24 protein-coding genes are annotated in these 25,360 nt (G+C 48.0%); 13 read left to right on the top strand and 11 right to left on the bottom strand.

Annotation, left to right across the window (positions count from 1 at the left end; genetic code table 11):
* Nucleotides 1-77 precede the first annotated feature (77 nt).
* Nucleotides 78-920 (top strand): polyamine aminopropyltransferase, encoded by an 843-nt coding sequence (gene speE / locus KNQ14_RS14660; RefSeq protein WP_023466799.1) that lies wholly within the window; start codon nucleotides 78-80, stop codon nucleotides 918-920.
* 114 nt (nucleotides 921-1,034) lie between these two features.
* On the top strand, nucleotides 1,035-1,907 hold the full coding sequence (gene speB, locus KNQ14_RS14655) for an agmatinase (protein ID WP_023466800.1): 873 nt from the start codon (nucleotides 1,035-1,037) through the stop codon (nucleotides 1,905-1,907).
* Between the two features lie 45 nt (nucleotides 1,908-1,952).
* Here speB and KNQ14_RS14650 read toward each other — a convergent pair whose 3' ends face one another.
* Both KNQ14_RS14650 and KNQ14_RS14645 read right to left on the bottom strand, forming a co-directional pair.
* On the bottom strand, nucleotides 1,953-2,546 hold the full coding sequence (locus KNQ14_RS14650; protein ID WP_214861541.1) for a LysE family translocator: 594 nt from the start codon (nucleotides 2,544-2,546) through the stop codon (nucleotides 1,953-1,955).
* A complete protein-coding gene (locus KNQ14_RS14645) occupies nucleotides 2,546-3,004 on the bottom strand; it encodes an Lrp/AsnC family transcriptional regulator (RefSeq protein ID WP_050677294.1) in 459 nt (152 codons plus the stop codon). Before KNQ14_RS14645 ends, KNQ14_RS14650 begins: the two co-directional genes overlap by 1 nt.
* A gap of 220 nt (nucleotides 3,005-3,224) precedes the next feature.
* On the opposite strand from KNQ14_RS14645, the gene KNQ14_RS14640 reads away from it, so the two are divergent.
* Both KNQ14_RS14640 and KNQ14_RS14635 read left to right on the top strand, forming a co-directional pair.
* The gene (locus KNQ14_RS14640; RefSeq protein WP_023466804.1) at nucleotides 3,225-4,013 is read left to right on the top strand and encodes a DUF4397 domain-containing protein; all 789 of its coding nucleotides are present in this window, start codon (nucleotides 3,225-3,227) and stop codon (nucleotides 4,011-4,013) included.
* Nucleotides 3,985-4,593, top strand: a complete 609-nt coding sequence (locus tag KNQ14_RS14635) for a class F sortase (protein ID WP_214861539.1) — start codon at nucleotides 3,985-3,987, stop codon at nucleotides 4,591-4,593. Before KNQ14_RS14640 ends, KNQ14_RS14635 begins: the two co-directional genes overlap by 29 nt.
* A gap of 56 nt (nucleotides 4,594-4,649) precedes the next feature.
* Here KNQ14_RS14635 and KNQ14_RS14630 read toward each other — a convergent pair whose 3' ends face one another.
* The 9 genes from KNQ14_RS14630 to KNQ14_RS14590 form a co-directional block, all read right to left on the bottom strand.
* A complete protein-coding gene (locus tag KNQ14_RS14630) occupies nucleotides 4,650-5,951 on the bottom strand; it encodes a protoglobin domain-containing protein (protein WP_214861537.1) in 1,302 nt (433 codons plus the stop codon).
* Nucleotides 5,952-6,122: 171 nt separating this feature from the next.
* A complete protein-coding gene (locus tag KNQ14_RS14625; RefSeq protein ID WP_023466807.1) occupies nucleotides 6,123-6,347 on the bottom strand; it encodes a hypothetical protein in 225 nt (74 codons plus the stop codon).
* Between the two features lie 86 nt (nucleotides 6,348-6,433).
* Nucleotides 6,434-6,640 (bottom strand): cation transporter, encoded by a 207-nt coding sequence (locus tag KNQ14_RS14620; RefSeq protein ID WP_214861535.1) that lies wholly within the window; start codon nucleotides 6,638-6,640, stop codon nucleotides 6,434-6,436.
* Nucleotides 6,637-8,766, bottom strand: coding sequence for a heavy metal translocating P-type ATPase (locus tag KNQ14_RS14615; RefSeq protein WP_214861533.1), 2,130 nt, complete (start codon nucleotides 8,764-8,766; stop codon nucleotides 6,637-6,639). Before KNQ14_RS14615 ends, KNQ14_RS14620 begins: the two co-directional genes overlap by 4 nt.
* A gap of 13 nt (nucleotides 8,767-8,779) precedes the next feature.
* The gene (locus tag KNQ14_RS14610; protein WP_058713463.1) at nucleotides 8,780-9,076 is read right to left on the bottom strand and encodes a metal-sensitive transcriptional regulator; all 297 of its coding nucleotides are present in this window, start codon (nucleotides 9,074-9,076) and stop codon (nucleotides 8,780-8,782) included.
* Between the two features lie 119 nt (nucleotides 9,077-9,195).
* Nucleotides 9,196-10,731, bottom strand: a complete 1,536-nt coding sequence (locus KNQ14_RS14605; RefSeq protein ID WP_214861531.1) for a DHA2 family efflux MFS transporter permease subunit — start codon at nucleotides 10,729-10,731, stop codon at nucleotides 9,196-9,198.
* Between the two features lie 244 nt (nucleotides 10,732-10,975).
* On the bottom strand, nucleotides 10,976-11,302 hold the full coding sequence (gene ytxJ, locus KNQ14_RS14600; RefSeq protein ID WP_214729646.1) for a bacillithiol system redox-active protein YtxJ: 327 nt from the start codon (nucleotides 11,300-11,302) through the stop codon (nucleotides 10,976-10,978).
* Nucleotides 11,303-11,307: 5 nt separating this feature from the next.
* Nucleotides 11,308-12,936, bottom strand: a complete 1,629-nt coding sequence (locus tag KNQ14_RS14595; protein WP_214861529.1) for an acetolactate synthase large subunit — start codon at nucleotides 12,934-12,936, stop codon at nucleotides 11,308-11,310.
* Complete coding sequence (locus tag KNQ14_RS14590; RefSeq protein WP_214861527.1) at nucleotides 12,933-14,369, bottom strand: NAD-dependent succinate-semialdehyde dehydrogenase; 1,437 nt, start codon at nucleotides 14,367-14,369, stop codon at nucleotides 12,933-12,935. The genes KNQ14_RS14595 and KNQ14_RS14590 overlap by 4 nt, the downstream gene beginning before the upstream one ends.
* Nucleotides 14,370-14,760: 391 nt before the next feature.
* On the opposite strand from KNQ14_RS14590, the gene KNQ14_RS14585 reads away from it, so the two are divergent.
* The 9 genes from KNQ14_RS14585 to KNQ14_RS14545 all read left to right on the top strand — a co-directional run bounded on the left by KNQ14_RS14585 (nucleotide 14,761) and on the right by KNQ14_RS14545 (nucleotide 25,335).
* The gene (locus tag KNQ14_RS14585; RefSeq protein WP_035399261.1) at nucleotides 14,761-16,419 is read left to right on the top strand and encodes a glycoside hydrolase family 13 protein; all 1,659 of its coding nucleotides are present in this window, start codon (nucleotides 14,761-14,763) and stop codon (nucleotides 16,417-16,419) included.
* Between the two features lie 108 nt (nucleotides 16,420-16,527).
* Nucleotides 16,528-16,950, top strand: a complete 423-nt coding sequence (locus KNQ14_RS14580; RefSeq protein WP_371743359.1) for a YwiB family protein — start codon at nucleotides 16,528-16,530, stop codon at nucleotides 16,948-16,950.
* On the top strand, nucleotides 16,940-17,359 hold the full coding sequence (locus tag KNQ14_RS14575; protein WP_023466820.1) for a hypothetical protein: 420 nt from the start codon (nucleotides 16,940-16,942) through the stop codon (nucleotides 17,357-17,359). Before KNQ14_RS14580 ends, KNQ14_RS14575 begins: the two co-directional genes overlap by 11 nt.
* 55 nt (nucleotides 17,360-17,414) lie before the next feature.
* On the top strand, nucleotides 17,415-17,852 hold the full coding sequence (locus tag KNQ14_RS14570) for an NUDIX domain-containing protein (protein WP_214861525.1): 438 nt from the start codon (nucleotides 17,415-17,417) through the stop codon (nucleotides 17,850-17,852).
* Nucleotides 17,853-17,956: 104 nt separating this feature from the next.
* Nucleotides 17,957-19,291 (top strand): alkaline phosphatase, encoded by a 1,335-nt coding sequence (locus tag KNQ14_RS14565; protein ID WP_214861523.1) that lies wholly within the window; start codon nucleotides 17,957-17,959, stop codon nucleotides 19,289-19,291.
* A gap of 175 nt (nucleotides 19,292-19,466) precedes the next feature.
* Nucleotides 19,467-21,602: a (Fe-S)-binding protein gene (locus KNQ14_RS14560; RefSeq protein WP_214861521.1), complete on the top strand. Its 2,136-nt coding sequence runs from the start codon at nucleotides 19,467-19,469 to the stop codon at nucleotides 21,600-21,602.
* Between the two features lie 155 nt (nucleotides 21,603-21,757).
* Complete coding sequence (locus tag KNQ14_RS16875; protein WP_035399153.1) at nucleotides 21,758-22,126, top strand: MerR family transcriptional regulator; 369 nt, start codon at nucleotides 21,758-21,760, stop codon at nucleotides 22,124-22,126.
* A gap of 36 nt (nucleotides 22,127-22,162) precedes the next feature.
* Entirely contained in the window at nucleotides 22,163-23,479 is a 1,317-nt protein-coding gene (locus tag KNQ14_RS14550; RefSeq protein ID WP_023466825.1) for a hemolysin family protein, read from the top strand.
* A gap of 179 nt (nucleotides 23,480-23,658) precedes the next feature.
* On the top strand, nucleotides 23,659-25,335 hold the full coding sequence (locus KNQ14_RS14545) for a LytS/YhcK type 5TM receptor domain-containing protein (RefSeq protein WP_214861519.1): 1,677 nt from the start codon (nucleotides 23,659-23,661) through the stop codon (nucleotides 25,333-25,335).
* The last annotated feature ends 25 nt before the right edge of the window (nucleotides 25,336-25,360 follow it).

Raw genomic sequence — 25,360 nt, 5'->3', positions numbered from 1 at the left:
ATGATTAAGAAGCGCCGTAAACGCCACTCGCATACGAACAACTTTTGTCTTGATGAAAGAAAGGGGTTCTATCGCAAATGGAACAAAAATTAAAGTTATGGTTCACGGAACACCAAACGGAAGATTACGGTATCACATTCCGTGTCAACCACGTTTATGAGAGCGAACAAACGGAGTTTCAACGCCTAGAGATGGTTGAAACGGACGAGTTCGGTACGATGTTGTTACTTGACGGAATGGTCATGACGACAGATAAGGACGAGTTCGTTTACCACGAGATGGTCGCGCACGTCCCATTGTTCACACACCCGAATCCAAAATCGGTTCTGGTCGTTGGTGGAGGAGATGGCGGAGTCATCCGTGAAGTCTTGAAACACCCGTCCGTCGAAAAAGCTGTTTTGGTTGAAATCGACGGAAAAGTCATCGAGTATTCGAAAAAATACCTCCCGAACATTGCAGGTGGATTGGACGATGCACGCGTCGAAGTCATCGTTGGGGATGGATTCATGCATATCGCAGAAGCAGAAAACGAGTATGATGTCATCATGGTCGACTCGACAGAACCAGTTGGTCCAGCGGTCAACTTGTTCACGAAAGGCTTCTACTCTGGTATTTCAAAAGCATTAAAAGAAGACGGCATTTTCGTCGCACAATCGGATAACCCATGGTTCACACCAGACTTGATCCGTGATGTTCAACGCGACGTCAAAGAAATCTTCCCGATCACGAAGCTCTACATCGCAAACGTTCCGACGTATCCAAGTGGTCTTTGGACGTTCACGATCGGATCAAAGAAACACGATCCGCTTGCAGTTGCACCAGAGCGTTTCCACGAGATCGACACGAAGTATTACACGCCTGAGCTTCACACGGCAGCTTTCGCACTTCCGAAATTCGTTAAAGATTTGACGAACGGCTGAGCTCAGTCACTATAGCACACATGAACAGAGCGGTTTCGATCTTCGAAATCGCTCTGTTGTCAGGTAAACAGACGTTTGTATCAGCAAACGGCAAATGAACAGGAGGAATGAATCATGCGTTTTGATGAAGCATATTCAGGAAAAGTCTTTATCGCGAGTCAACCGACTCACGAAGATGCAAAAGGAATTTTGTACGGCATGCCGATGGACTGGACGGTCAGTTTCCGTCCGGGTTCACGATTCGGTCCGGCACGTATCCGTGAAGTCTCACTTGGTTTAGAAGAATATAGCCCGTACTTAGATGGTGACATCGCTGACGCAAAATTGTTTGACGCGGGAGATATCCCGTTACCATTCGGGAATGCTCAAAAATCACTTGATATGATTGAAGAATACGTCGATTCGTTACTGACAGCAGGCAAGTTCCCGCTCGGTATGGGTGGCGAACATTTAGTCACATGGCCCGTCGTCAAAGCGTTCGATAAACACTATGATGATTTCGTCGTACTTCACTTTGATGCGCATACGGACTTACGAGACGAATATGAAGGAGAGCCATTGTCGCACTCGACGCCACTCAAGAAGATCGCGAACTTGATCGGACCAGAGAACTGCTATTCATTCGGAATTCGTTCAGGTATGAAAGAAGAGTTCGAATGGGCGAAGACGTCAGGCTACAACCTCTTCAAATACGAGATCGTCGAGCCGCTTCGTCAAGTCCTTCCGACACTTGCCGGTAAAAAGGTCTACGTTACGATCGACATCGATGTTCTTGATCCGTCAGCAGCACCAGGGACAGGGACACAAGAAATCGGTGGAGTGACAACGAAGGAATTACTTGAAGTCGTTCACATGATCGCACGAGCAGACGTCGATGTCATCGGCGCGGATCTGGTAGAAGTATGCCCAGCGTACGATCAATCCGACATGACAGCGATCGCGGCAGCGAAAGTATTACGCGAAATGATGATTGGATTCATTAAATGAAAAAACAAAAGAGACCGGACGTGATGTCGGTCTCTTTTGTTTTGCTCAGAAGAAGAACTGAATGACCCCGAACGCACCGAATCCGATGATTAGACTGGCAGACGTCCACTGAATGATACGTAAAGTAGGTGTCGCAAGCTGGTGCTTGAGCAGGTGCGTGATGTTCGCTAGAATGACCCACCAGGCGGCAGAACCGAGAAAAATACCGATTAGAAACAAAAACGCATCCTGTCCGTTCTTCATCGTTAACTCAAAGCGTGCAAACAACGCCAGGAACAGTGTGATCGTCATCGGATTTAAAAACGTCAGGAGTAAGACGGAAAGATAGGCACTTAACCGTGACGTGGCCGTATCAGAAATCGAGGCGTTCGAAGAAGCTTGAAACATCGACCAGCCGATGTAACACAAAAATAGACTGCCAATCAATTGCATCCAAGATGCTTGGGTGAGTAAAGATTGCACGAGTGAAAAAACAGATAACGCGAGTATCCCGTAAGTGAAGTCTGCCGTAGCGGCTCCGAGTCCGGAAACGATGCCAGAAACTCTTCCATGTCGAAGAGTTCGTTGCATGCATAAGAGGCCGATCGGACCGACGGGGGCGGCTAAGGCAAATCCGATTCCAAAACCAGTCGTAAACATCAGTCGACCTCAGGTAACGGAAAATGGAGCGATTCCTTTTCCGTCCGCATGATGATTGTCGTTTTCGTCCGTAGGATACCTGCTAATTCTTTGATGTGGTAAGTGATGATTTCATCAAGTTGTTCTGTATCCCGACAGCGGATTTTAAGTAGGTAATCATCGTCCCCCGCGACGTGATGGCATTCTAGTACATACTCAAGTTCTTGAACTCGTTTTAGAAACGGTGCCCGATGTTCCGGTCGCTCGAGTGAAACAGCGACGAACGCAGCAAGGCGATAGTCAAAGGAGGTGGGATCTAGCACCGTCGTCAACTGACGGATGATACCTTGCTCTTGTAAGCGTGCAACGCGTTCTGCTACAGCCGGTGCCGATAAGCCGATGTGTTGTGCAAGTGTTGACCATTTCATCCGGGCATCCCTTTTCAAAAAATTAATAATTTTTAAATCGTAGGAATCCATAGGCTTTAACCTTCTTTTCTATTGTTATTTAAAATATTTTATTTCGAAAAGAAAGAAAAAGTCAATGTGTTTTCAAAACAAGTTCATAGCACACTGAAATCTTTACACATTTACGGCAGTGTCTTAAGTTTAAGATGTCACCACGAAGGAAATGTTCTGAAGTGTAAGAACATTGGTTTGAGAGCGATGTACATTTGACAATCAGAAAGGTGGAAAAAAGATGAAGAAACTCTTATCGTTTGTGACCGCTACGTTACTGTTTGCACTATTCGTGCTACCAGTAGGCGCAGCAGATGACGCAATGGTTCGTGTCATTCATGCTTCACCAGATGCTCCGGCAGTCGATATCGCGGTCGATGGCAAAAAAGCGGTATCAGGAGCAAAATTCAAAGATGTCACAGATTACCTCACACTACCAGCTGGCGAACATAAAGTAGAAGTATTCGCTGCAGGAACTACGAAAGATCCTGTGCTCTCTCAAACACTCAACGTAGAAGCTGGTAAATTCTATTCGGTCGCAGCAATCGGCAAACTAGCTGATATCAAACTCGCGGTCATGGAAGACAACGGTAAAGGCGAAGATGGAAAATCAATGGTTCGTGTCGCACACTTTGCACCAGATGCGCCAGCTGTTGATGTCGCACCAAAAGGTGGAGACCCACTCTTCAGTAACCTTGAATTCTCGAAAGTCTCTGACTACGGTACACTCGATGCAGGTACGTATGACCTTGAAGTCCGTCCTGCAGGCGCAACGGATGTCGTCAAAGCACTGGATGGCGTCAAACTCGACAGTGGCAAAAACTATACAGCACTCGCAATCGGCTTACTTGAAGGCGAACCAGCATTTGAAGTCCTCTTGATCCCAGACGGTGGTGAAATGGCATCAATGCCAGAAACAGGACTTGGTGGTTCATCTGATACGGCTTCTGCTACACCATGGGCAGTCGCAGCAGCAGCTGCCTTGTTAGTAGGAACAGCGTATGTCGTCCGTCGTAAACAAAACGCTTAAGAGTAGTCTTCTTCTCTTACTCGTATTAGCCGGATGTCAATCGGGATCACCTCCAGATGCTACAAAGCCAGAAAAACCAAAACAAACCGAAACAACGACGTCTTCTTCGTCCACTCCATCCGAAGAGGTGGACGAAGAGGCGTTCATACCAACGCGTATTACAATTCCGACGCTCGATGTGAAAGCGAACATCGAAGTCGTCGGGAAGGATAAACAAGGACGGATGGATGTTCCGAAACAGACCGATCAGGTCGCTTGGTACAAGTACGGAGCAAAAGCCGGACAAACCGGGAATGTCGTGCTAGCCGGACATTTGGATGATCAAGAAGGTCCCGCTGTTTTTTATGATTTAGCCAAGATGAAAAAAGGGCAACGGATTGAAGTGACGGGAAAAGCAGGACAACAGGTATCGTACGTGGTGACGAACGTCATGTCCTATCCTGTCGATGAAGCACCTGTCGGATCAATCTTCGGTGCGACCGTCATGAATAAACTGACGCTCATTTCATGTATAGGTACGTTTTCAGAATCAAAAGGATACGATCAGCGTCTTGTCGTCACAGCAGAACAAGACGAGTAAAGTAAAATAGGCAATTCTTATTTCGGTTAAAACCGAGAATAAGAATTGCCTATTTTTTAATGTGTTTCGGAAGCAGCGACAAGATCCGTCGTCAATGTCGTCAAGCCTTGCGTCGTCTTACTGAGACCTTGGATTGTCTCGACGATTTGTCCGAGGTTTTCTTTGTTGCGTCCAAACAAGGTGAGGGAATTCTCCATTTCACTCTTAACGGTTTGAATTCCTTGTTTCACTTGTTGCAATTTTTGCTGAGATGCGGTGTTGGCACGTGTGATGTCTTCCATCTGAGAAACGAGTTGTGTGATATTACCATTGTTCTTTTGAATCAGACCGTTGATACTGCTACTCAACGATTTCGCATTCTCGGCAAGGTTTCGAACTTCGGTCGCGACGACAGCAAATCCTTTACCGTGTTCACCGGCACGTGCTGCTTCAATCGAAGCATTCAACGCGAGTAAGTTCGTCTGATTGGCGATTGCTTCGATGCTTTGCGTCATCTGGACGATGTCATCCGACGTCGTCTTCAATTCATGGATGCTTTCAAGCGAAGTACCGACTTGTTGTGTCGATTGAGCGAATTGTTGCTCCATCTGTTGCATCTGTCGTTCGTTGGCAATCGTCATTTGGACGAGTTGCTGACTCGTCTGCTCTGTCTGAGCTGTTTCTGCTAATACTTGTGAGGCACGACGGCTGGTCTCAATGATGGCATGATCCGTGTGCTCGACGGAACTTGCAACTTCTTGACTGACACGAACGACGTCTGTCAAAAGTTGACGACGCGACTCGTTCGCTGCTGTCACTTCATGAAGACGAGAATCGACATACTGGCTCGTCACGATTTGAGCATCTAAGTTCATCGCATGTGTCAAGGCGAGTACTGCTGTCGTCAGTTGCGCTGGGTCATGCTGATAATGTTCAACGATTTTTGGAATCAACAACGTCTGAAACGCAGCATACGAAGCGATGAACCAAGTGACGGGAACGAAGTTATGTTTATGCGTCTGTCCCATCCGTGTCCGCATCGCGAGGAACGACTCGTCCATGTTTCCTGTCAGTAGACTCGTGAAATAGTCGGCGAAAACTTTCTTCAGTCGTTCGCGTGTCGATGATTGTTTCGCGATCGTTGCCATCTCTGGATTCAATAATAGATGGTCAAGCACTTGCTCGAGGACTTCATCTAAGATGCCTTGAACGACAGGTGCCATCGATTTGAGTGTCTGTAGCTGTTCTTCTGTATATCCCATGTATACGAGACGGGATGTGAGATCAGGATCTGCCGTCTTTGTGATGAGACGGGAATCAGGAAAGCCGATGGTAGCTTGATAAGCCGAAGTAGTCTTACTTTTAAAAGGGTTACGCACGTAGTTGCCTCCAATACTCAAGATGTGAATAAAATGATGTCTGTTTCTTATCGGTTCATCTTGACGAAGCGATACTGATTTTCGAAAAAAAGACGAGAATATTGAAAAACATTGACCGGAAACAAAAAAACTCATGGCAAGTGCCATGAGGAGAATAGAAAAAGAACAGGATTAGACCGGTTGATCTTCCTGAAATGCTTTTTTAGCGTCCACGATCGAGCGCATTCGTTGAACGCAAGCTTGAACGAATTGAATGTCAATGGAGGTGAAACGGGTGACAGGTCCACGAGCTGACTCGGCACTGAATGTGAAGGTTCCGAGATTCCAAAGTTCGATTTTAAATCGTTTTCCTTTGTTGTCGTCGAAGTGTTCTACGAATTCGATTTTCGGTACCATACGAACCCCTCCTTACTCCGTACATTCCCGCTTTTCAAAAAATAAAAAAGCCAAACTGCGTGTTAGAAGCAGTTTGGCATGAAAATTTAAGCAGTCGGTACATCATAGCCGATCTCTTCAATCGCATCGACGAGACGTTCACGAGGTACATCCTCGTGCTGGACTATAACCTGGTTTTGTTCGAGTGAGACAGTTGCCTGTTGTACACCTTCGACTTCAGATAGAGCGGATTCGACACTCGCTTTACAGTGATTGCATGTCATACCGATGACAGATAATGTTGTTTCTTTCATGATGATGTTCCTCCTTCAGATAGTGGGGTACGTTTTAATCGTAACGCATTCGTCACGACAGAGACAGAACTGAATGCCATGGCGGCACCCGCAAGCCATGGGGCAAGTAGACCGAGAAAGGCGACCGGAATGCCAATCGTGTTATAACCAAGTGCGAAGACGAGATTTTGACGAATGTTTTTCATCGTCTGCTCACTCAGCTCGATCGCAAGTAAGACTTGTTTTAAGTCGTGTCCAAGTAGCGTCACGTCGGCTGCTTCAAGGGCAACGTCCGTTCCGCTACCGAGAGCGATGCCGACATCCGCTGTTACGAGAGCAGGGGCATCATTGATACCGTCTCCGACCATCGCGACACGTTTCGTTTGTTGAAGTGACTGAATGACATCTGCCTTTTCAATCGGCAAAACGTCAGCAAAGACGAACGCTGGATCCAGTCCCAGTTCTGTTGCTAAATGATCGGCGACTTCCCGACGGTCACCGGTCAAGAGATATACTTCTTTTGTCTGGCGCAAACGCTGGATCGTTTCTTTCGCTGAATCTTTTAGCGCGTCACGGATGGCGTATCCGGCCGCGACTTCTCCATCGATAGCGACGTATACGAGAGTCGCTCCAGGTGATGTCCAATCAGGAAGAACGATGTTTCGTTCCTGCATCATTCGCGCCGATCCGACGATGAGATCATGTCCCATGATTTGTCCCGTGATCCCACGTCCTGATTCGACGTGGAACCGTTCGATATCAAAGACGACATCCCGTTCTGCTGTGATGGCGCGAGCAAGAGGGTGTTCCGATTGCCGTTCAAGCGCAGCAGCGAAATCGAGCGCTGTCTCCGTACCGAACGTTTCGACGACGACAGGGCGACCGACTGTCAGTGTTCCGGTCTTATCAAAGACGACAGCATCGACATGTTGGAGATTTTCGAGTTGAGCGCCTCCTTTAAAGAGAATCCCTCGTTCTGCCCCTTTTCCGGTTCCGACCATGATCGAAGTCGGTGTCGCAAGTCCGAGTGCACATGGACAAGCGATGACGAGCACCGCGATGGCAGGACGAATCGCTTCCGCAAAGGATCCACTGATCATCCACCAAGCGGCTAATGTCAGAAGCGCGATGGCGACGACAATCGGCACGAACACACCAGAAATCCGATCGGCTTGTCGTTGAATCGGTGCTTTTTCAGTCTGCGCTTGTTCGACGACACGAATGATTTGTGAAAGAACCGTCGCTTGTCCGATCTTTGTCGCTTCGACTTGTAAAGATCCGTTCGTATTCAGCGTACCACCAATGACGGATGCCCCAACCGTTTTATGAACAGGCGCAGATTCACCGGTTAACATCGATTCATCGAGATACGCGTCGCCTGCACGAATGACACCATCTGTCGGAATTTTGTTCCCAGGTTTTACGAGTAAGATCATCCCGGTTTGAATCGCATCGATGGAGACAGTTCGTTCCTGTCCGTCCTCTAAGATGACGGCTTCCTTTGCTTGTAGGGAGAGCAGACTTTTAATTGCTCCCGTCGTCTGTTGTTTCGCACGGTCTTCAAGGACCTTGCCGAGCAAGACGAGTGTAATCAGAATCGCACTCGTCTCAAAGTAGAGATGCGGCATATCAGAGACGAGTAGCATTTCAGCAACGGAATAAAAGTAAGCTGCCGATGTTCCGAGTGCAACGAGAACGTCCATGTTGGCGCTACCGCTCCGTAAACTTTTATAGGCCCCACTATAGAAGGGCGCTCCGATGATGAATTGAACCGGTGTCGCTAAAGCAAACTGTAGCCACGGATTCATCAAGAATGGAAGGTGGAACGGACTGTTTGGAATATGCGTCAGCATGCTCGCGAGCAACGGTAACGATAGAATGGCCGCGATTATAAAGCGATACAGCATCCGGCGATTCGATTTTGTTGCGTGTGGTGCTTGTTTGACCGTTGCCCCGTAGCCGATTTTTCGGATTTTTTCGATGATCGCTTGATCGTCATAGGCATCAGAAATCGAGACACGAGCGGTTTCAAGCGGCAAGTTGACCGTTGCTTCAACCCCGTCCATCCTGTTGAGGACTTTTTCAATCCGGGCGGAGCAGGCGGCACACGTCATGCCTTCAATATCAAACTCAATCGTTTTTGACATCAGAAAACCCTCCTTACTTTTTCAATCGAGCGATGACCGACATCAATTCATCGACGTAAGCGTCCGTACTATCTTGACGGGTGGCGACTTCATGCATGCACATCTTAACGTGGCGTTCGATGATTTGTAGTTCGACTTGTCTTAGTGCTGCTTGGATTGATGCCGTTTGCGTCAAAATGTCGATACAATACCGATCTTCAGTGACCATATTAGCAATCCCGCGGACTTGTCCTTCGATGCGCTTCAATCGCTTCATCAACGCATCTTGTTCTTCATTCGTTCGTGGAACGACGGGGTGATCGTGTGTCATAGTCGTGCCTCCTTTGGTGATTTTGTTGTTATCTTTACTCTAACATATAGGTGTGGGGGGTACCAGTATATAGCTTAAGAAATAAAAAAAGCAGTCGCGAGAGGCGACTGCTTTTACATTTATTGATTGGAAACTTGCGGTTTGACGATCGTTTCGTTCAATGAGCGTTGATCGCTGATGATATCTTCGGCTTGTGTCGCCCGTTTAATGAAGAAGGCAAGGACGAATGCTAGACCAGCGATGAACGTCGAGATGAAGAACGCATAGTTGATTCCGTCGAGCGTTGCTTGCATCGTAATTTGCTGTTTCAGAGCAGCAGCCGCTTCAGCTGTCGGTTGACTCGTCATGTTCTTCGCCGCTTCAGCCGCGAGTTCTGTCCCACGCGTCTTGGCATGCGTCGACATGATCGTTACGAGCAAGGCGGTTCCGATCGCACCGGATACTTGTTGCAACGTATTGTTCATCGCTGTTCCGTGTGGATAGTAGCGCGTTGGTAACTGGTTCAAACCATTCGTCGAGACTGGCATCATGACCATTGACATCCCGAACATCCGTAACGAATACAGGACGATCAGATGTGTATACGTCGTATCCATCTCAAGCTGACTGAAGTAGTAACTGGTAACGACTGTGATGAACAAACCAGTCAACGCAAGAGGACGTCCACCGATCTTATCAAACAGTTTCCCGTTGATTGGTGACATGACGGCCATCAAGATCGCCCCTGGTAATAGCATGAGACCCGCATCAAGTGGTGAGATACCGCGAATCGTCTGGACATAGATCGGAAGCAATAACATGCCCGAGAACATCGCCATCGTGACGACCATCGAGATGGCAGAAGACAAGGCGAACATCGGGTAACGATAAATCTTGAAGTTGAGCATCGGACGTTCCATATGGAGCTGACGGTAAATGAATGTCACGAGTGCGATGACTCCGACGATCAGCGCACCGTAGACGTGGAAGCTGTCCCAACCTTTAGAGCCAGCTGAGCTGAATCCATACAGTAAGCCACCGAAACCAAGTGACGAAAGTGCCACGGAAGCGAGATCGATCCGAGTGGCAGACCGTTCCTTGACGTCACGAAGTAAGAAGAAACCAGCAACGAGAACGATCAAGGCGATTGGTGTGATGAAGTGGAACAACATCCGCCAATCATAGTGCTCGATGATCCAACCAGACAACGTCGGTCCGATCGCTGGAGCCCCCATCATGATCAATCCGAAGAAGCCCATCGCAGTCCCACGTTTTTCAATCGGGAAACTGACGAGCATGACGTTCATCAGTAACGGCATCATGATTGCAGAACCAGATGCTTGAATCATTCGTCCTGCGAGCAACACAGGGAAGACATCTGCGAATCCGGCAAGAATCGTTCCGGTCGAGAAGAGGGTCATCGCAAGTAAGAACAAGCGACGAACCGAATACTTTTGAATCAAGAAAGCAGATGTCGGAATCAAGACACCATTGACGAGCATGAAACCAGTCGACAGCCATTGAGCAGTCGATGGTTCGATCGTTAGATCCTTCATGATCGAAGGAAGGGCGATGTTGAGCAAGGTATTATTTAAGAAAGCGATGAATGCCCCGATCATCAAAACGGCGAGGATGCCGTAAGGAGCTCGAGCTGTGTGAGTTGCACTTTGTTGCATGAATATCCTCCTAACTAAACTAACGGTACAGATTTATATACGGTCGTTCTATCTGTAGTTTATCTTAATCCGATTTAGTTCGAATTACAAATAATAATAGCTAAGAAAGATAATTTTATTTTTTATGTAAGATTGAAAGCGTTTTTCTAGTGAAGTAAACAAAAAAGCGCAATCCTTCTCGTGAAAGAAAAATTGCGCTTCGTCTTCAGTTTGAAACTGCCGGAGGCTTGTTTCATAGCTAGCATTACTGAACGTTCGTTTCGAGTGCATCCTTTGTAATGTCGTAGTGAGATGCTGTCCAGACAGATTTGCCGTCCTGAATGAAAAGAACTTGTGGCGACTCATGTCGGACATTATAGTGTTCAGCGATGTGATTCGATAAGGTCCGAGCTTCTTGGACGAAAAGATACGCCGTTGGAACAGACGTTTCATCCGCGAACTTCGTATACTCCGAGAATCCTGCGGCACTGATCGGGCATGTCGTGCTGTGTTTGCAAATCACGAACGCGGTATGTTCGGACGCAAATTGATCAAAATCAGAAATAGATTGCAGTTTACGTGGTTGTGTCATGTATATCACCCTCCATACGTCCGGAGACGTTCACTTAACTTTAGATTTTCCCGATAATCGACCGGACAGTCAATTAAAACGGGTCCATCACTCGCAAATGCTTGGTCAAGACAATGTGCGAGGGAGCCATGTTCACCGACACGGAGACCGAGTGCGCCGAAAGCATGAGCCAGTTGAACGAGGTCTGGATTGTCAAACGTGATGTAGGACGACCGCCCATACGCTTGTTGTTGTTTCCATTCAATCAGGCCATAGGTTCCGTCACGCCAAATCAACACGACAAGTGGAAGCTTCAGACGAACGGCGGTTTCAAGATCTTGTCCATTCATCAAAAAGGCACCATCTCCAGCGGCACAGACGATTCGCCGGTCCGGATATAACAGCTTGGCTGCGAGCGCACTCGATAAACCATAGCCCATCGAAGCAAATCCGTTGGAAATGAACAACTGATCCGGACGTGTCGTTTGATAATGGCGTGCGAGCCAGACTTTGTGTGCACCGACGTCCGAGAAGACCATGCCATCCTCCCCGACGGTTCGTTCGAGTTCACGGACGATACTTTGAGGATGTAAAGGCAAGGCAAGCGAGTACGTTTCTTGAATCTCGTCGCGTAATTTATCGCGATCTTGTTGCCAGTCGTTCCACGCACGCTCGGGCAGTAAAGGAGTCAATACAGTCAGCATATCGACGAGTGGTCCGACTAGGTTCGCGACGACCGGATAATAGGCATCGATTTCGTGAGGATTCGTATCCAAATGGACGATTGGTGTCTTTTTCGGATTCCATTTTTGCGGAGGTAACTCCGTAATATCGTAGCCGACCGTGATGATGAGGTCACTCGCATCGAGAATCCGCTGGTTGTAATCGACGTCTGGTAAACCGATCGTGTGTGCAGCAAGCGGATGGTGCGAAGAAATCGCTCCTTTTCCCATCATCGTCTCGACGACGGGAGCTTGGAGCTTTTCGACGAATGCTCGAAACGCATCGAGTGCTTGTTGCCGATGAATGCCAAATCCAGCAATGATGACTGGACGTTTTGCGCGCTCAATCAGACGTAAGGCATCGGGATCATCAATCGTCAAGGAATGAAGATGCGTTGGTGTACTGTCCTGCTGTAAGGGTGTCGCTGCTTGATCACGTTCTTGTTTTGCAATGTCTTCTGGAAAAGAGATATGGGTCGCCCCTGGTTTTTCGCTTTGTGCCGTCGCAAAGGCACGTCGAACAATTTCCGGAATGACCTCCGCCGACAGAACGGACGTACTAGACTTCGTGACCGGACGATAGAGGTCTACGAGATTAAACATTTGATGCGATGCTTTATGTTGCCGTGCTGTCGCGCCTTGACCTGTGATCGCAACGACAGGGGAGTGATCCATCGTTGCACTTGCAATACCGGTCATCATGTTGGTCGCACCGGGACCAAGCGTCGATAGGCAGACACCCGGTCGCCCACTCAGGCGACCGAACATCGCTGCCATGAACGCAGCGTTCGTTTCGTGACGTGTCGTGATGAAGGTGATTGACGAACGACTGAGTGATTCGAGCAATGTGATATTTTCCTCACCGGGAACACCGAAGATATGCGTGACGCCCTCTGCCTCTAAACATTGGACGAACCAATCCGCGGCGTTCACGCTAGTCCACCGATGGAAATGTACTTCGTCTCGAGATACGCTTCGAGTCCTTCACTGCCACCTTCGCGCCCAAGACCGGATTGTTTCATTCCACCAAATGGTGCTTGCGCAGCAGAAGGAACACCATCATTCCAGCCGACGATTCCATAATCAAGCCCTTCGATCGCACGAATCGCACGCGCGTAATCCTTAGTAAAGACATACGAAGCGAGACCGAATGGTGTCTGGTTGGCGTAACGAACCGCTTCCTCATCAGAACTGACACGCTGGACGGGAGCAACAGGTCCGAACGTCTCCTCGTTCATGATCAGCATGCCGGGTTTTACGTCCGCGAGAACGGTTGCTTCATAATAATAGATATCATTCTCCTCATCCGTCGTTCCTGTTCCGCCCGTGACGACTCGCGCACCAGCAGATGTCGCATCATCAACATGTTTTTTGACTTTATCGTAACCCGCTTTATTGATCATCGGTCCAATCTTCGTCTCGGCATCAAGACCATTTCCGGTTTTCAGCTTCGCTGTCTCTTGCCCGAGTTTTTCAACGAACGCGTCATAGATCGAGTCGGATACGTAAATCCGGTTTCCACAGACACACGTTTGACCGCCATTACGGAATTTCGACTTAATCGTCTCAGCGACAGCTAAATCAAGATCACAGTCATCAAAGACGAGAATCGGTGCATGTCCGCCGAGTTCAAGCGACATCGCTTTGATCGTCTCTGCTCCCTGAGCCATCAGCGTCCGTCCGACTTCAGTTGAACCAGTGAAGGTGATCTTATCGACATGTGGATGTGTCGCGAGTGATTCACCGAGTGCTTTCCCGCTACCTGTAACGGCATTGACGACGCCTTCTGGAATCCCGACTTCCTGACAGAGTTCAAGAAGACGAAGCGCGGTAAGCGGAGTCGCTGTTGGTGGTTTGATGACGAACGTACATCCGGCGACGAGTGCCGGAGCAAGCTTTCGGGTAATCATGGCCGCCGGGAAGTTCCATGGTGTGATCGCAGCAACGACACCGACCGGCTGTTTGATGACTTGAAGTCGTTTAGAAGCATCATGTGTTGGAATGACACGTCCATAAGCGCGTTTTCCTTCCTCTGCAAACCATTTGACGAAGTTTGCGGCATACTGCACTTCACCTTCTGACTCAGCGAGCGGTTTCCCCATTTCAAGCGTCATCAGGCGAGCCAGTTCATCTTTTTTCTCAATCATCTTCGCATATAACTTCTCGAGAAGTTCGGCACGTTCGTAGACTGTCCGCTTCGACCAGTCAGGAAATGCCTTCCGTGCTGCTTCTACTGCATCGTTGACGTCTGATTTTGTTCCGTTTGGTACACTACCGACGACTTCTCCAGTTGCTGGATTCGTAACATCCGTCCGTTCTCGTCCGTGATCTAGCCATTGTCCACCAATAAAGAATTGTCCCTTCATCCTGAAAATCCCCCTTTTTTACATGCATTGGTAAGGGTATACCCGAACGAAGAAAAAAAGATTCACTTTCGGAAGGAAAGGTTATGCAAAAGGGTAGAAATCGACCGATAAACAGTGTAGGATAATTCAGTAAATGTAATGTAAAACGATCTGAAATATTCAGTGTGAACGAAGAGTGACAACCGTTGATGTGAAATGGTGGAATCACCCCTGAAACATTGACTTTAAAAGTGGATTTGATAAGATGAAGGTAGAGGAATTGCGCAATCGGTTGCGCTATGTGTATAGAAGTTCAATGACTGATGAAAACAACATCCCAAAGACTGACCTACGAGAGGATTCACGACACATGACACAAATGATACCGCGCCCTGAAACGGCCCAACAAACAATTACACGAGCTTGGTGGAAAGAAGCAGTTGCTTACCAAATCTATCCACGCAGCTTTTACGATGCAAACAACGATGGAATCGGCGATATTCCGGGTATCATCGCAAAATTGGATTATTTGAAGGATCTTGGCGTCGACGTTCTTTGGATTTGCCCGATGTTCAAGTCACCGAACGACGATAACGGATATGACATTAGTGATTATGAAGACATCATGGATGAGTTCGGTACGATGACGGACTTCGATCTCTTGATGGAAGAAGCGCATAAGCGCGACATCAAGGTCTTGCTTGATCTCGTCGTTAACCACACATCGGATGAACACCCGTGGTTCCTTGAATCACGTTCGTCGAAAGACAATGAGAAACGCGATTGGTACATCTGGAAAGATGCGGTCAATGGTGGAGAACCGAACAACTGGGAAAGTATTTTCGGTGGATCAGCATGGGAATATGATGAAAAGACAGAGCAGTACTTCCTGCACGTCTTCTCTCGTCGTCAACCAGACTTGAACTGGCAAAACCGCGACATGCGTCAAGCGGTCTATACGATGATCAACTGGTGGCTCGATAAAGGTATCGACGGTTTCCGAATCGATGCGATCAGTCACATCAACAAGGATCAATCATTCGCTGATCTCCCGAATCCGCTCGGTATGCCGTATGTCCCTTCATTCGATATGCATATGAACGTCGAAGGCATCCATGCGTATCTCGAAGAGTTGAAGGATGAGACGTTCTCGAAATACGATATCATGACAGTCGGAGAAGCAAACGGCGTCACACCGGAAGAAGCGGATCTCTGGGTCGGAGAAGAGAACGGTAAGATGAACATGGTCTTCCAGTTCGAGCACATGGATCTCTGGCGTGCAGATGCAGAAAAAGGCGTCGACGTCGTCAAACTGAAACAAGTGCTGACGAAATGGCAAAAAGGACTTGAAGCAACAGGTTGGAATGCGTTATACCTCGAAAACCACGATAAGGTTCGTTCGGTCTCCCTTTGGGGTGACGAGGAACAGTACTGGAAAGAGAGCGCGAAGTCGCTTGCGATGATGTATTTCTTCATGCAAGGCACACCGTTCATCTATCAAGGACAAGAGATCGGGATGACGAACGTTCAATTCCCGGACATCTCGGATTATGATGATGTTGCGACAAAAAACATGTACGAGATGCAACTCGCTTCCGGGAAGACACATGAGGAAATCATGGAAGTCATCTGGAACTCGTCTCGTGATAACTCGCGCACACCAATGCAATGGACAAATGAGCAAAACGGTGGCTTCTCAAATCAATCTCCATGGTTCGGTGTCAACCCGAACTACGCGGACATCAACGTCGCGTCGCAAGAACAGGATGAAGATTCGATCTTGAACTTCTACAAACGAATGATCCAAATCCGTAAGATGGAAGAGACGTTGATTTACGGCGCTTACGATCTCATCTTACCGGAAGACACGAAAGTCTACGCGTATACACGGACGTTTGGTGACGAACAATTCTTGATCGTTACAAACTTAAAAGGCGAAACAGCAGAAATCGATACGGACATCATCTTGCACTCGGACAATATGTTGCTTGGCAACTATCCGACGATGCACCATGAAGGAACAGAACTGGAACTTCGTCCATTCGAAGCTCGTCTGTACCGTGTGCGCTAATATGTTTTGAACGGATTCGAAGTACATCGAATCCGTTTTTTTCTTGCATGTAAGCAGAAGGTGCATCAGACGAAAAAATCGTGTACGCTAAACGATGAGGTGATAGAAGTGAAACCAGTAAAGTACCCGGTGTCATTACGACAAGTGACGACGATCGAAGATGGTCCGATGTGTGAATCGGTCGAACTTGAGGCGGACGGCACGTTGTTCGAAACAAAAGACGGTTTTGCCGTGAAGTTCGTTCAGCCGGATGAACAACCGATCGATACGACGATCAAATGGTCAAAAGACCAGATCGCTTTGAATCGCAAAGGTCCTGTTGCGATGCATCACGTCTTCATTTTAGGAGAGACGACCAAAAGCCAATATGGCAGTCAATTCGGTCAGATGTTGATGGAAACGGACACGAAGACGATTGAGATGAAACGGCAGCAGATGCAGTTTCGCTATACATTAAAGATGAATGGACAAGCAGTCGGTACGTATACGATTGATTTAACTTGGGAACGGAGTGAGACGAATGGCATTTGAACAAACAGTACGTCAAATGGAGCAGATGTTGGAAGAGGAATGGTTTGAGTGGCTCGAGAACGATGAGCCGCGTTACAACGAATGGCGCGATCAACTCGAAGGACTCGCAGAGCAGGTCATCACGGAATACAATCCGAAGGTCGATCCAGAAGCGATTGATACACTGCTTTTAATTAACGAAGAACTACCTGTCTTATACGGTGAAGATACCGTCATGCTGTATACAGCACTCTTGAAAGCACGTCAGGAAGACGATCAAGTATACGAGCGTTACTTGACGATTCTTGGTGCGTTCGCGGACGAACAGCATCCAGCAATCCGTGAAGTCGAAAAGTTAGTCGCGAAAAAGGACTATAAAAATGCCTTCGCACGTGCAGTCCGTTTGCCACAGTCGCTCGGTTTAGAATAAACAATCAGTGGACCATCTTGTTTTAGACAAGGTGGTCTTTTTAGGAGGAAGCGCCATGTATCCACTCTATCGAATCATTGTCGCGATCATCCGCAAGGGCGATCAACTGCTCGTCGTCTATAATCAATCAGGTCAGGAGAATCGCTGGAGCTTACCCGGTGGACAGATTGAGTCTGGAGAGACACTCGAGCAAGCACTGCGTCGCGAGGTGGAAGAAGAAACCGGCTTGACGGTCACATCGTCGTCGTTTGCGTTCTTAACGGAGAACTTCATGCCGACCTATCGAGCGCACAGCCTCGTGACTTATTTTGATTGCGAAGTGAGTGGTGTACTTGATCCAAATGATGCCGATGAAGAAATCATTGAGACGAAGTGGATCGATCAAACGGAGTTAGCGGAGTACATCACGAGTGAAGACGTCCGTCTTCCGTTATCGACATATTTAGAAGAACAGCACAAAGGCTATTACATGTTTGAAGAGATGAAGTGGTAACTCGGCTGTCATCGTTTCTTTACATTCCTTAAAGCGGTCTCCATCGTTCATTTACATTCGCTCGGTATGATGAAACCATCATCGGGAACAGGGAGGAAACACAAATGAACAAGAAATGGATGGCGACAGGTATTCTCGGTACAGTGCTTATGACGGGAGTTGCGGGCTATACATATGAATCGGCTCAGCCAGTCGAGGCAAAACAAAACACGAAACAAGCGAAGGTTAAAAATGTCATCTTCATGATCCCGGACGGTTATTCGGCTGCCTATGCAACGAATTATCGCTGGTATCAAGGAGGCGAGGAGACGGAACTCGACGATCACTTAAAAGGAATGATGCGGACGTATTCGGCAAACACGAAAGTGACCGATTCAGCAGCTGCCGGAACGGCGATGGCAACAGGAACAAAAACAAACAACGGAACAATCGGTATGGATCCAAGTGGAAAAGAAGTAGCGTCTATTCTTGATCGGGCGGATCAAGCAGGCAAAGCAACAGGACTTGTCTCGACATCAGCCATCACCCATGCGACACCAGCTGTTTTTGCATCGCACGTCGCAACGCGTGCGAATGAAGCGGACATCGCGAAACAATACATGGATGAAATGAAAGTCGACGTCTTACTGGGTGGCGGTCAGAAGTTCTTTTTTGATCAAAAGAATGGTGGCGTTCAAGAGGCTGGTAATCTAGTGAAGAAAGCAGAACGAGCAGGATACCAGTATGCGGATTCACTCGAAAGTCTGAATGAGACGGACGGTCGTAAAGTTCTTGGATTGTTTGCAGAAGAAGGAATGGCACCAGAACTGGACCGGGAAAATACGAATCAACCGAGTCTTGCGACGATGACGTCGAAAGCCCTGCAAACATTGAAGAAAGATCGCGATGGCTTCTTCTTGATGGTAGAAGGAAGTCAGATCGACTGGGCGGGTCACGCGCATGATGCTGCTTGGGCGATGAAGGATGCAGAAGCGTTCCACCAGGCTGTCGAAAAAGTGCTTCGTTTTGCTGCAAAAGATAAACATACTTTAGTCGTCGTTGCCGGTGACCATGATACAGGTGGTATGTCAGTCGGTGGATACGATGAGTACGTAGCGAAACCGGAAGTCTTGAAAAACGTCAAGGCGACGGGGGATGAGATGGTTCGTCAGTTCAATGACGACTTATCGAACATCGCCTCTGTCGTCAAACGAGAAACGACGTTTGATTTGACGGCTGAAGAAATTCAGAAGTTGCAAAAAGTGGATGCGAAGAAACGCGTTATGACATTGAATGAGATGATCAGTAAACGAGCGTATGTCGGCTGGACGACTGCTGTGCATACAGGTGTAGACGTTCCGCTCTACGCGTACGGTCCACAAAGCGAACAGTTCAGTGGGTTGCATGAAAATACGGATATCCCTGGTCTGATGGCCAATGCAATGAAATTAAAAAAATGACGTATTGGACGTGATTAAATCAAGCGGTGGACATCCACCGCTTGATTTTTTTGAGTACTTATCTGCTTGTGTGACGCAGTAAAAACTAAATGAAAAAAATGAATGAATAGCCATTCATTATATGCTATACTCATTTCAACACAACTGCTTTAGGGGGAAAGGGGTTTGTTCGAACATGAATACGTTTTTACTCATTAACTGGATTGCCTTCCTACTCGTTATCGGCTATGCGGGCTATCTGTTCACGTCACTCATCAAAAGTCGTTATGCCGCCATTAAACGGGGGAAAAAGGCGGAATGGACACTGACGAACAAAGAACGATTGGACGCAGTCTTAGTCAACGTCTTCGGTCAAAAGAAATTATTAAAGGATAAGAAAAGTGGCGCTATCCACGTCATGATGTTCTATGGCTTCTTACTCGTTCAATTCGGAGCGATCGATTTTATCTGGAAAGGACTCGCCGTCGGTCAGCGTTTCCCGCACGTCCCACTCGGTCCGCTTTATCCGATTTTTACATTCTTCCAAGAAATCGTCATGCTCGTCATCTTGATTGCCGTCGTTTGGGGATTTTATCGCCGGTACGTCGAAAAACTCGTTCGTTTGAAACGAAACTTCATGGCAGGTCTTGCGTTGATCTTCATCGGTGGTTTGATGGTCGCCGTCCTGTTCGGAAACGGATTCTTCCTTGTCTATGAGAATCATTCGACGCTCGGTGAACCGGTTGCTTCAAGCATCGCGTTCTTATTCAGTTGGGTACCGGAATCGGTTGCGTTTGGATTATTCGTTTTCTTCTGGTGGGTGCACTTACTGTTCTTACTTAGCTTCATGGTTTACATCCCGCAAGGTAAACATGCACACTTGATTGCCGGTACAGCAAACGTCTGGCTCGGTCGAACGTCGAAAGTCGGGCGTTTGGCACCGATCGATCTATCGGTCATGGAAGAGGCAGAAGACGACGAAGCGGAATTTAGCTTCGGGGTCAACCGAATCGAAGATTTCAATCAGAAACAGCTCGTTGATCTATATGCCTGCGTCGAGTGTGGACGCTGTACGAATATGTGTCCGGCGAGTGGAACGGGGAAGATGTTGTCGCCGATGGATTTGATCGTTAAATTACGGGACCATCTCAACATGAAAACGGCAGCCATCACACAGCGCTCGCCATGGGCACCTGCCTTTGCGTTCGAAGGATCGCAAGGAAACCAAATCGCTTCACTGGCAGCAGCCGGACAGATGGATATCGTTCCGGATTCATTGATTGGGAACGTCATTACGGAAGAAGAGATCTGGGCGTGTACGACGTGTCGGAACTGTGAAGATCAGTGTCCGGTCATGAACGAACATGTCGATAAGATCATCGACCTCCGTCGTCATCTCGTCATGATGGAAGGCAAGATGGATCCGGAGATGCAACGGACGATGGCAAACATCGAACGTCAAGGTAATCCATGGGGGATGAACCGGAAAGAACGCGAAAACTGGCGGAAAAACCGGGATGAACTCGTCGTTCCGACAGCAAAGGAGAAGAAAAAAGCGGGCGAAGACTTCGAGTACCTGTTCTGGGTTGGTGCGATGGGATCGTACGATAACCGAAGTCAAAAAATCGCGATGGCGTTTGCACGTATTCTAAATGAGGCAGACATCTCGTTTGCGATTCTCGGAAACGATGAGAAAAACTCAGGGGATACACCGCGCCGGATCGGGAACGAAGTCTTGTTCCAGGAACTCGCAGAAGCCAACATCAAATCATTTGAGAAATATGGTGTCAAAAAGATCGTCACGATTGATCCGCATGCCTACAATACATTTAAAAACGAGTATCCAGACTTCGGACTGAGTCCGGACGTTGAAGTCTATCACCATACGGAATTGCTCGCACGACTGATTGACGAAAAACGGATCACACCGCTCCATGAAGTCAAGGAGCGTGTCGTCTATCACGATTCGTGTTATCTTGGTCGTTACAATGATATTTACGACGCACCACGTTATATTCTCGAGAAGATTCCAGGCATCACGCTCGTCGAGACGGAACGCAACCGGGAAAAAGGGATGTGTTGCGGTGCTGGTGGCGGCATGATGTGGCAAGAAGAAAAAGTCGGCGCACGCGTCAACGTCGCACGGACGGAACAATTGTTGACGGTCCAACCGTCTGTCATTGGGTCAGCATGTCCGTACTGTCTGACGATGCTCAGTGACGGCACGAAGGCGAAGGAAGTCGACGAGGCGGTTGCTACGTACGATGTCGTTGAATTACTGGAACGGTCGATCGTCGGTGTACCAGTCGAAGAACCTGTCGCAACCGTATGAAAAAGTGAGATGAAACGATTATTCTCGTGCGAACGGGAGTAGTCGTTTTTTTCTCTGAAAAAGCGCGACGTTTTACTGTATGGTTTTGACATGATAAGATAAAAGAACTAGCTATAGAAAGGAGGTGAGAATCTTTTGGGAAGGCGTTACTTCGAATCGGTCAGGTCGCGGAGACCACCGGCTTATCAAAACGAACGATCGATTATTACACATCACTCGGTCTGTTAACACCAGAGCGTACTGCGTCTGGCTACCGTCTGTATGACGAATCGGTCATTCATCAAATCGAAAAGATTGAATATTTGAAGTCTCAACGGCTTTCCCTGCAAGAGATTCTTGCTTCTTTTACGGAACGGGAACAAAAAACAGGGGAGACGATTTATCAGGAAGTGAAACAACTTCAGGCGACGGTTGAAGGACTCGAGCAGCGTTTGTTACATTCGACGGACGTCGAAAAACAAGCGATCCGCTTAGAACTGTCCCGGCGTCTGACATTGATTGCTTCCTTGATTGCACAGCTTTAATACAAAACAATGGAGGTGACCCCTGTTTAGGGGATTTTGGATACTATATTATTCATCAATTTATTTTTAGTGGTCTTGTTGATTGCGTTGACGGCGTTTTTCGTCGGATCGGAATTTGCTGTCGTTAAGGTTCGGATGTCGCGTTTGGATCAAATGATTCAAGAAGGGAACAAAAGTGCCGTCCTTGCGAAAAAAATCGCGGGCGATCTCGACTACTACTTGTCTGCCTGTCAGCTTGGTATCACGGTCACGGCACTTGGTCTTGGGGCACTTGGTGAACCAACCGTTGAAAAGATCTTGCATCCTGTTTTCGACGACTTCGGAATCTCTGCTGCTGTTTCGACACTCTTGTCGTTCGGTATCGCATTCGTATCCGTAACGTTCTTACACGTCGTCATCGGTGAACTCGCTCCGAAGACGCTTGCGATTCAGTATGCAGAACGCATGACATTGTTGTTCGCCCGTCCACTTTATGTGTTCGGTAAAATCATGTACCCATTCATTTGGTTACTCAACGGTTCAGCGCGCTTATTCCTCGGTCTGTTCGGTGTCAAACCAGCAGGGCACGAACAAGCCCACTCGGAAGATGAATTGAAAATCATCATGGCGCAAAGTTTCCAAAGTGGTGAAATCAACCAAACGGAACTTGCCCTCATGCAAAACGTCTTTGCGTTTGATGAGCACATCGTCAAAGATTTGATGGTGCCGCGGATGCGGATGGAGACGATCTCGGAACGTTTGACGAAAGATGAACTGATGGAAATCTTCATGGATAATCCGTACACGCGTTACCCGGTCACAGAAGAAAACGATAAAGACCGGATTCTCGGATACGTCAACGTCAAGGAAGTCTTGACGGATTATGCGAACGGGAATGAGCATCCGGTAACGCATTATATCAAGGATTTACCGGTTGTTTCGGAAGTGACGTCGCTTCAAGAGACACTTCGCAAGATGAAACGGACCCGGACCCATCTCGTTCTCGTCGTCGACGAATACGGTGGAACGGCAGGCCTCGTCTCGATGGAAGACTTACTCGAAGAAATCGTCGGTGAAATCCGTGATGAATTCGACGCAGATGAAGTCGAGGAAATCGAACAGGTCAAATCGGACGAGTTCTTGCTCGACGGTACAGTCTTGCTCGCTGACCTGGAAGAACGTTTCAACATTCGCTTTACGAATGTCGAAGATGTCGATACGATCGGTGGCTGGATTCAGATGCACAACATCGATCTTCAGCCAGGTGAGCATATCGACACACCAGACTTCTCCGTCGAAGTGATGGAGATGGAAAACTATCAAATCAACCGCGTCAAGATTTGGTTGCATCCAGCTGAACAAGCAGAAGCATAAAATGGTCGGTTCCTCATGGAGGAACCGGCTTTTTTTTCATCGCATCAGTCAAAAAATCAAGAATGGACGGATTGTGCGAACTTTCAGCCGTCATGATAGGAGAATGCAGAGAGGAGCGGGAATGTAATCTAATACGACTTTATTGTTAAATCGCGTCCTATGAAACGAGGAGGTATTCCGTGCTCGAGCAGATTCCATTCTTACTGAGTCGTTTAGGTATGTTAGCACTGTTAGCCTTTTTATTGTCCCAGTGGCGCATTTCCCGATACATATTCAAGATGGACCGCGGAATGAATCTTCCACTGCTCTTTGCATTCGTGTCATCCGGTATTTTGATGAACTACGCAGGAATTGAACTTTCGCAAGATACGACGATTGATCCGTTACTTGGATTAGCTGTCGAGAAGGATGCCCTGTTGCTCGATACCCGACTCGCTGTCATCGTGACGAGCGGATTGATTGGGGGACCAGTGATCGGCGGCATCACGGGATGTTTGGTTGGTCTACACCGCTACGTACTCGGTTCGTTAGGGGCAGAAGCCGGTTGGATCATCGCAATGCTCGCTGGACTTGCGAGTGGCTGGTATCGAAAACGCTGGCGTTTGCATGATGGTTATGCGCTCGTTCCACCGATTGGTATCGTATTGACGGCATTATTGTTCGAAAGTGGGATTACATTATTACTTGCACCTGATACAGCAGAAGCACTGGGTTTGATGAGTCGTGCTGCTTTTCCGTTACTGTTCGCAAACATGTGTGGGGTCGTACTGTTTATCATAATCTTACGAACACAACTTCGACTCGAAGGCGATCTTTTCGTCCGCCAGACTGAGCGTTCCGATCGTCTACTGCAAGCGTTACAACCCTTACGAAAGCAGGGATTGACTTCGGAAGTCGCGCGGCAGATCGGAGCGACATTATTGAAGGAAACGAAGATGCAACGGATCGTCGTGCTCGGGGCGACAGAGGTCGTCATCGATATGACGGACCAGCAACCAGCAGTCTGCGGCGAGCAACCAAGACGTGAGGAACAACGATGGATCGAAGCAGAAGAACCCGTCCGACAGGAAGACGAGCAGACGGGACAAATTCTCAGTTTTCATCCGATGCGCATTAACGGTCAAAAGGCAGGTGTCATCTGTTACTTTTCGAAAGACTTATTTGACGACACCGTCGAGCGGATGACGGAACAACTCGTCCGTTTATTAGCACGAGAGCTGCATATGCATCGAGAAGATCAGTTGCTCCGGTTAAGCGGAAGAAAGATGAAACCGATGTTACATGTCAGCTATCTGAAAGGCATCATCGAAGAAGTCCAGCGGACAGCTGATCCAGGAACTCCTGTGAAACATCAACTGAATGCGCTACTTCAACTGTTGACGGCAGCGACGCGGCATGATGAACATCCACTCCGTGAGGAACTGGCGACCCTGAAGGCCTATTTATCACTAGAAGGAACACGACGTCGCCCGAATCAACTGACCTCCGCTGATATCACGGTCGATCTTGATATCGAGACCGCTGTTGAAGAATACTTTGTCTTTCCATTCCTTGTGACGCAGCTCGTCGATAATGCACTGCGTCATGCGTTCGTAAAGGCAGGACGACATCACCGGATTGATGTTCGTGCCTTCAAGGCGACGACAGACTGGGTCATCGAAGTCACAGATAACGGACAGGGGATGCCGCTTGCTGTGATGCAACAACTGGATCAACAGGAAGCGGGGGATTCGAACCTGTTCCTGATTCGACGCGCATTAGACGTGATATACGGTCCGACTGCAACATTACACGTCCACTCGATCATCCATCAAGGGACTCGGATCGAAGTGCGATTACCACTTCCGTCTCTGTAACAACAATGGTCTTTTGCCATTGTTG

Source organism: Exiguobacterium sp. s161, assembly GCF_018619045.1.
Taxonomy (GTDB): Bacteria; Bacillota; Bacilli; order Exiguobacteriales; family Exiguobacteriaceae; genus Exiguobacterium_A; species Exiguobacterium_A indicum.
Note: the sequence above shows the minus strand (reverse complement) of the source record. Positions and strands in the feature narration are given on the sequence as shown.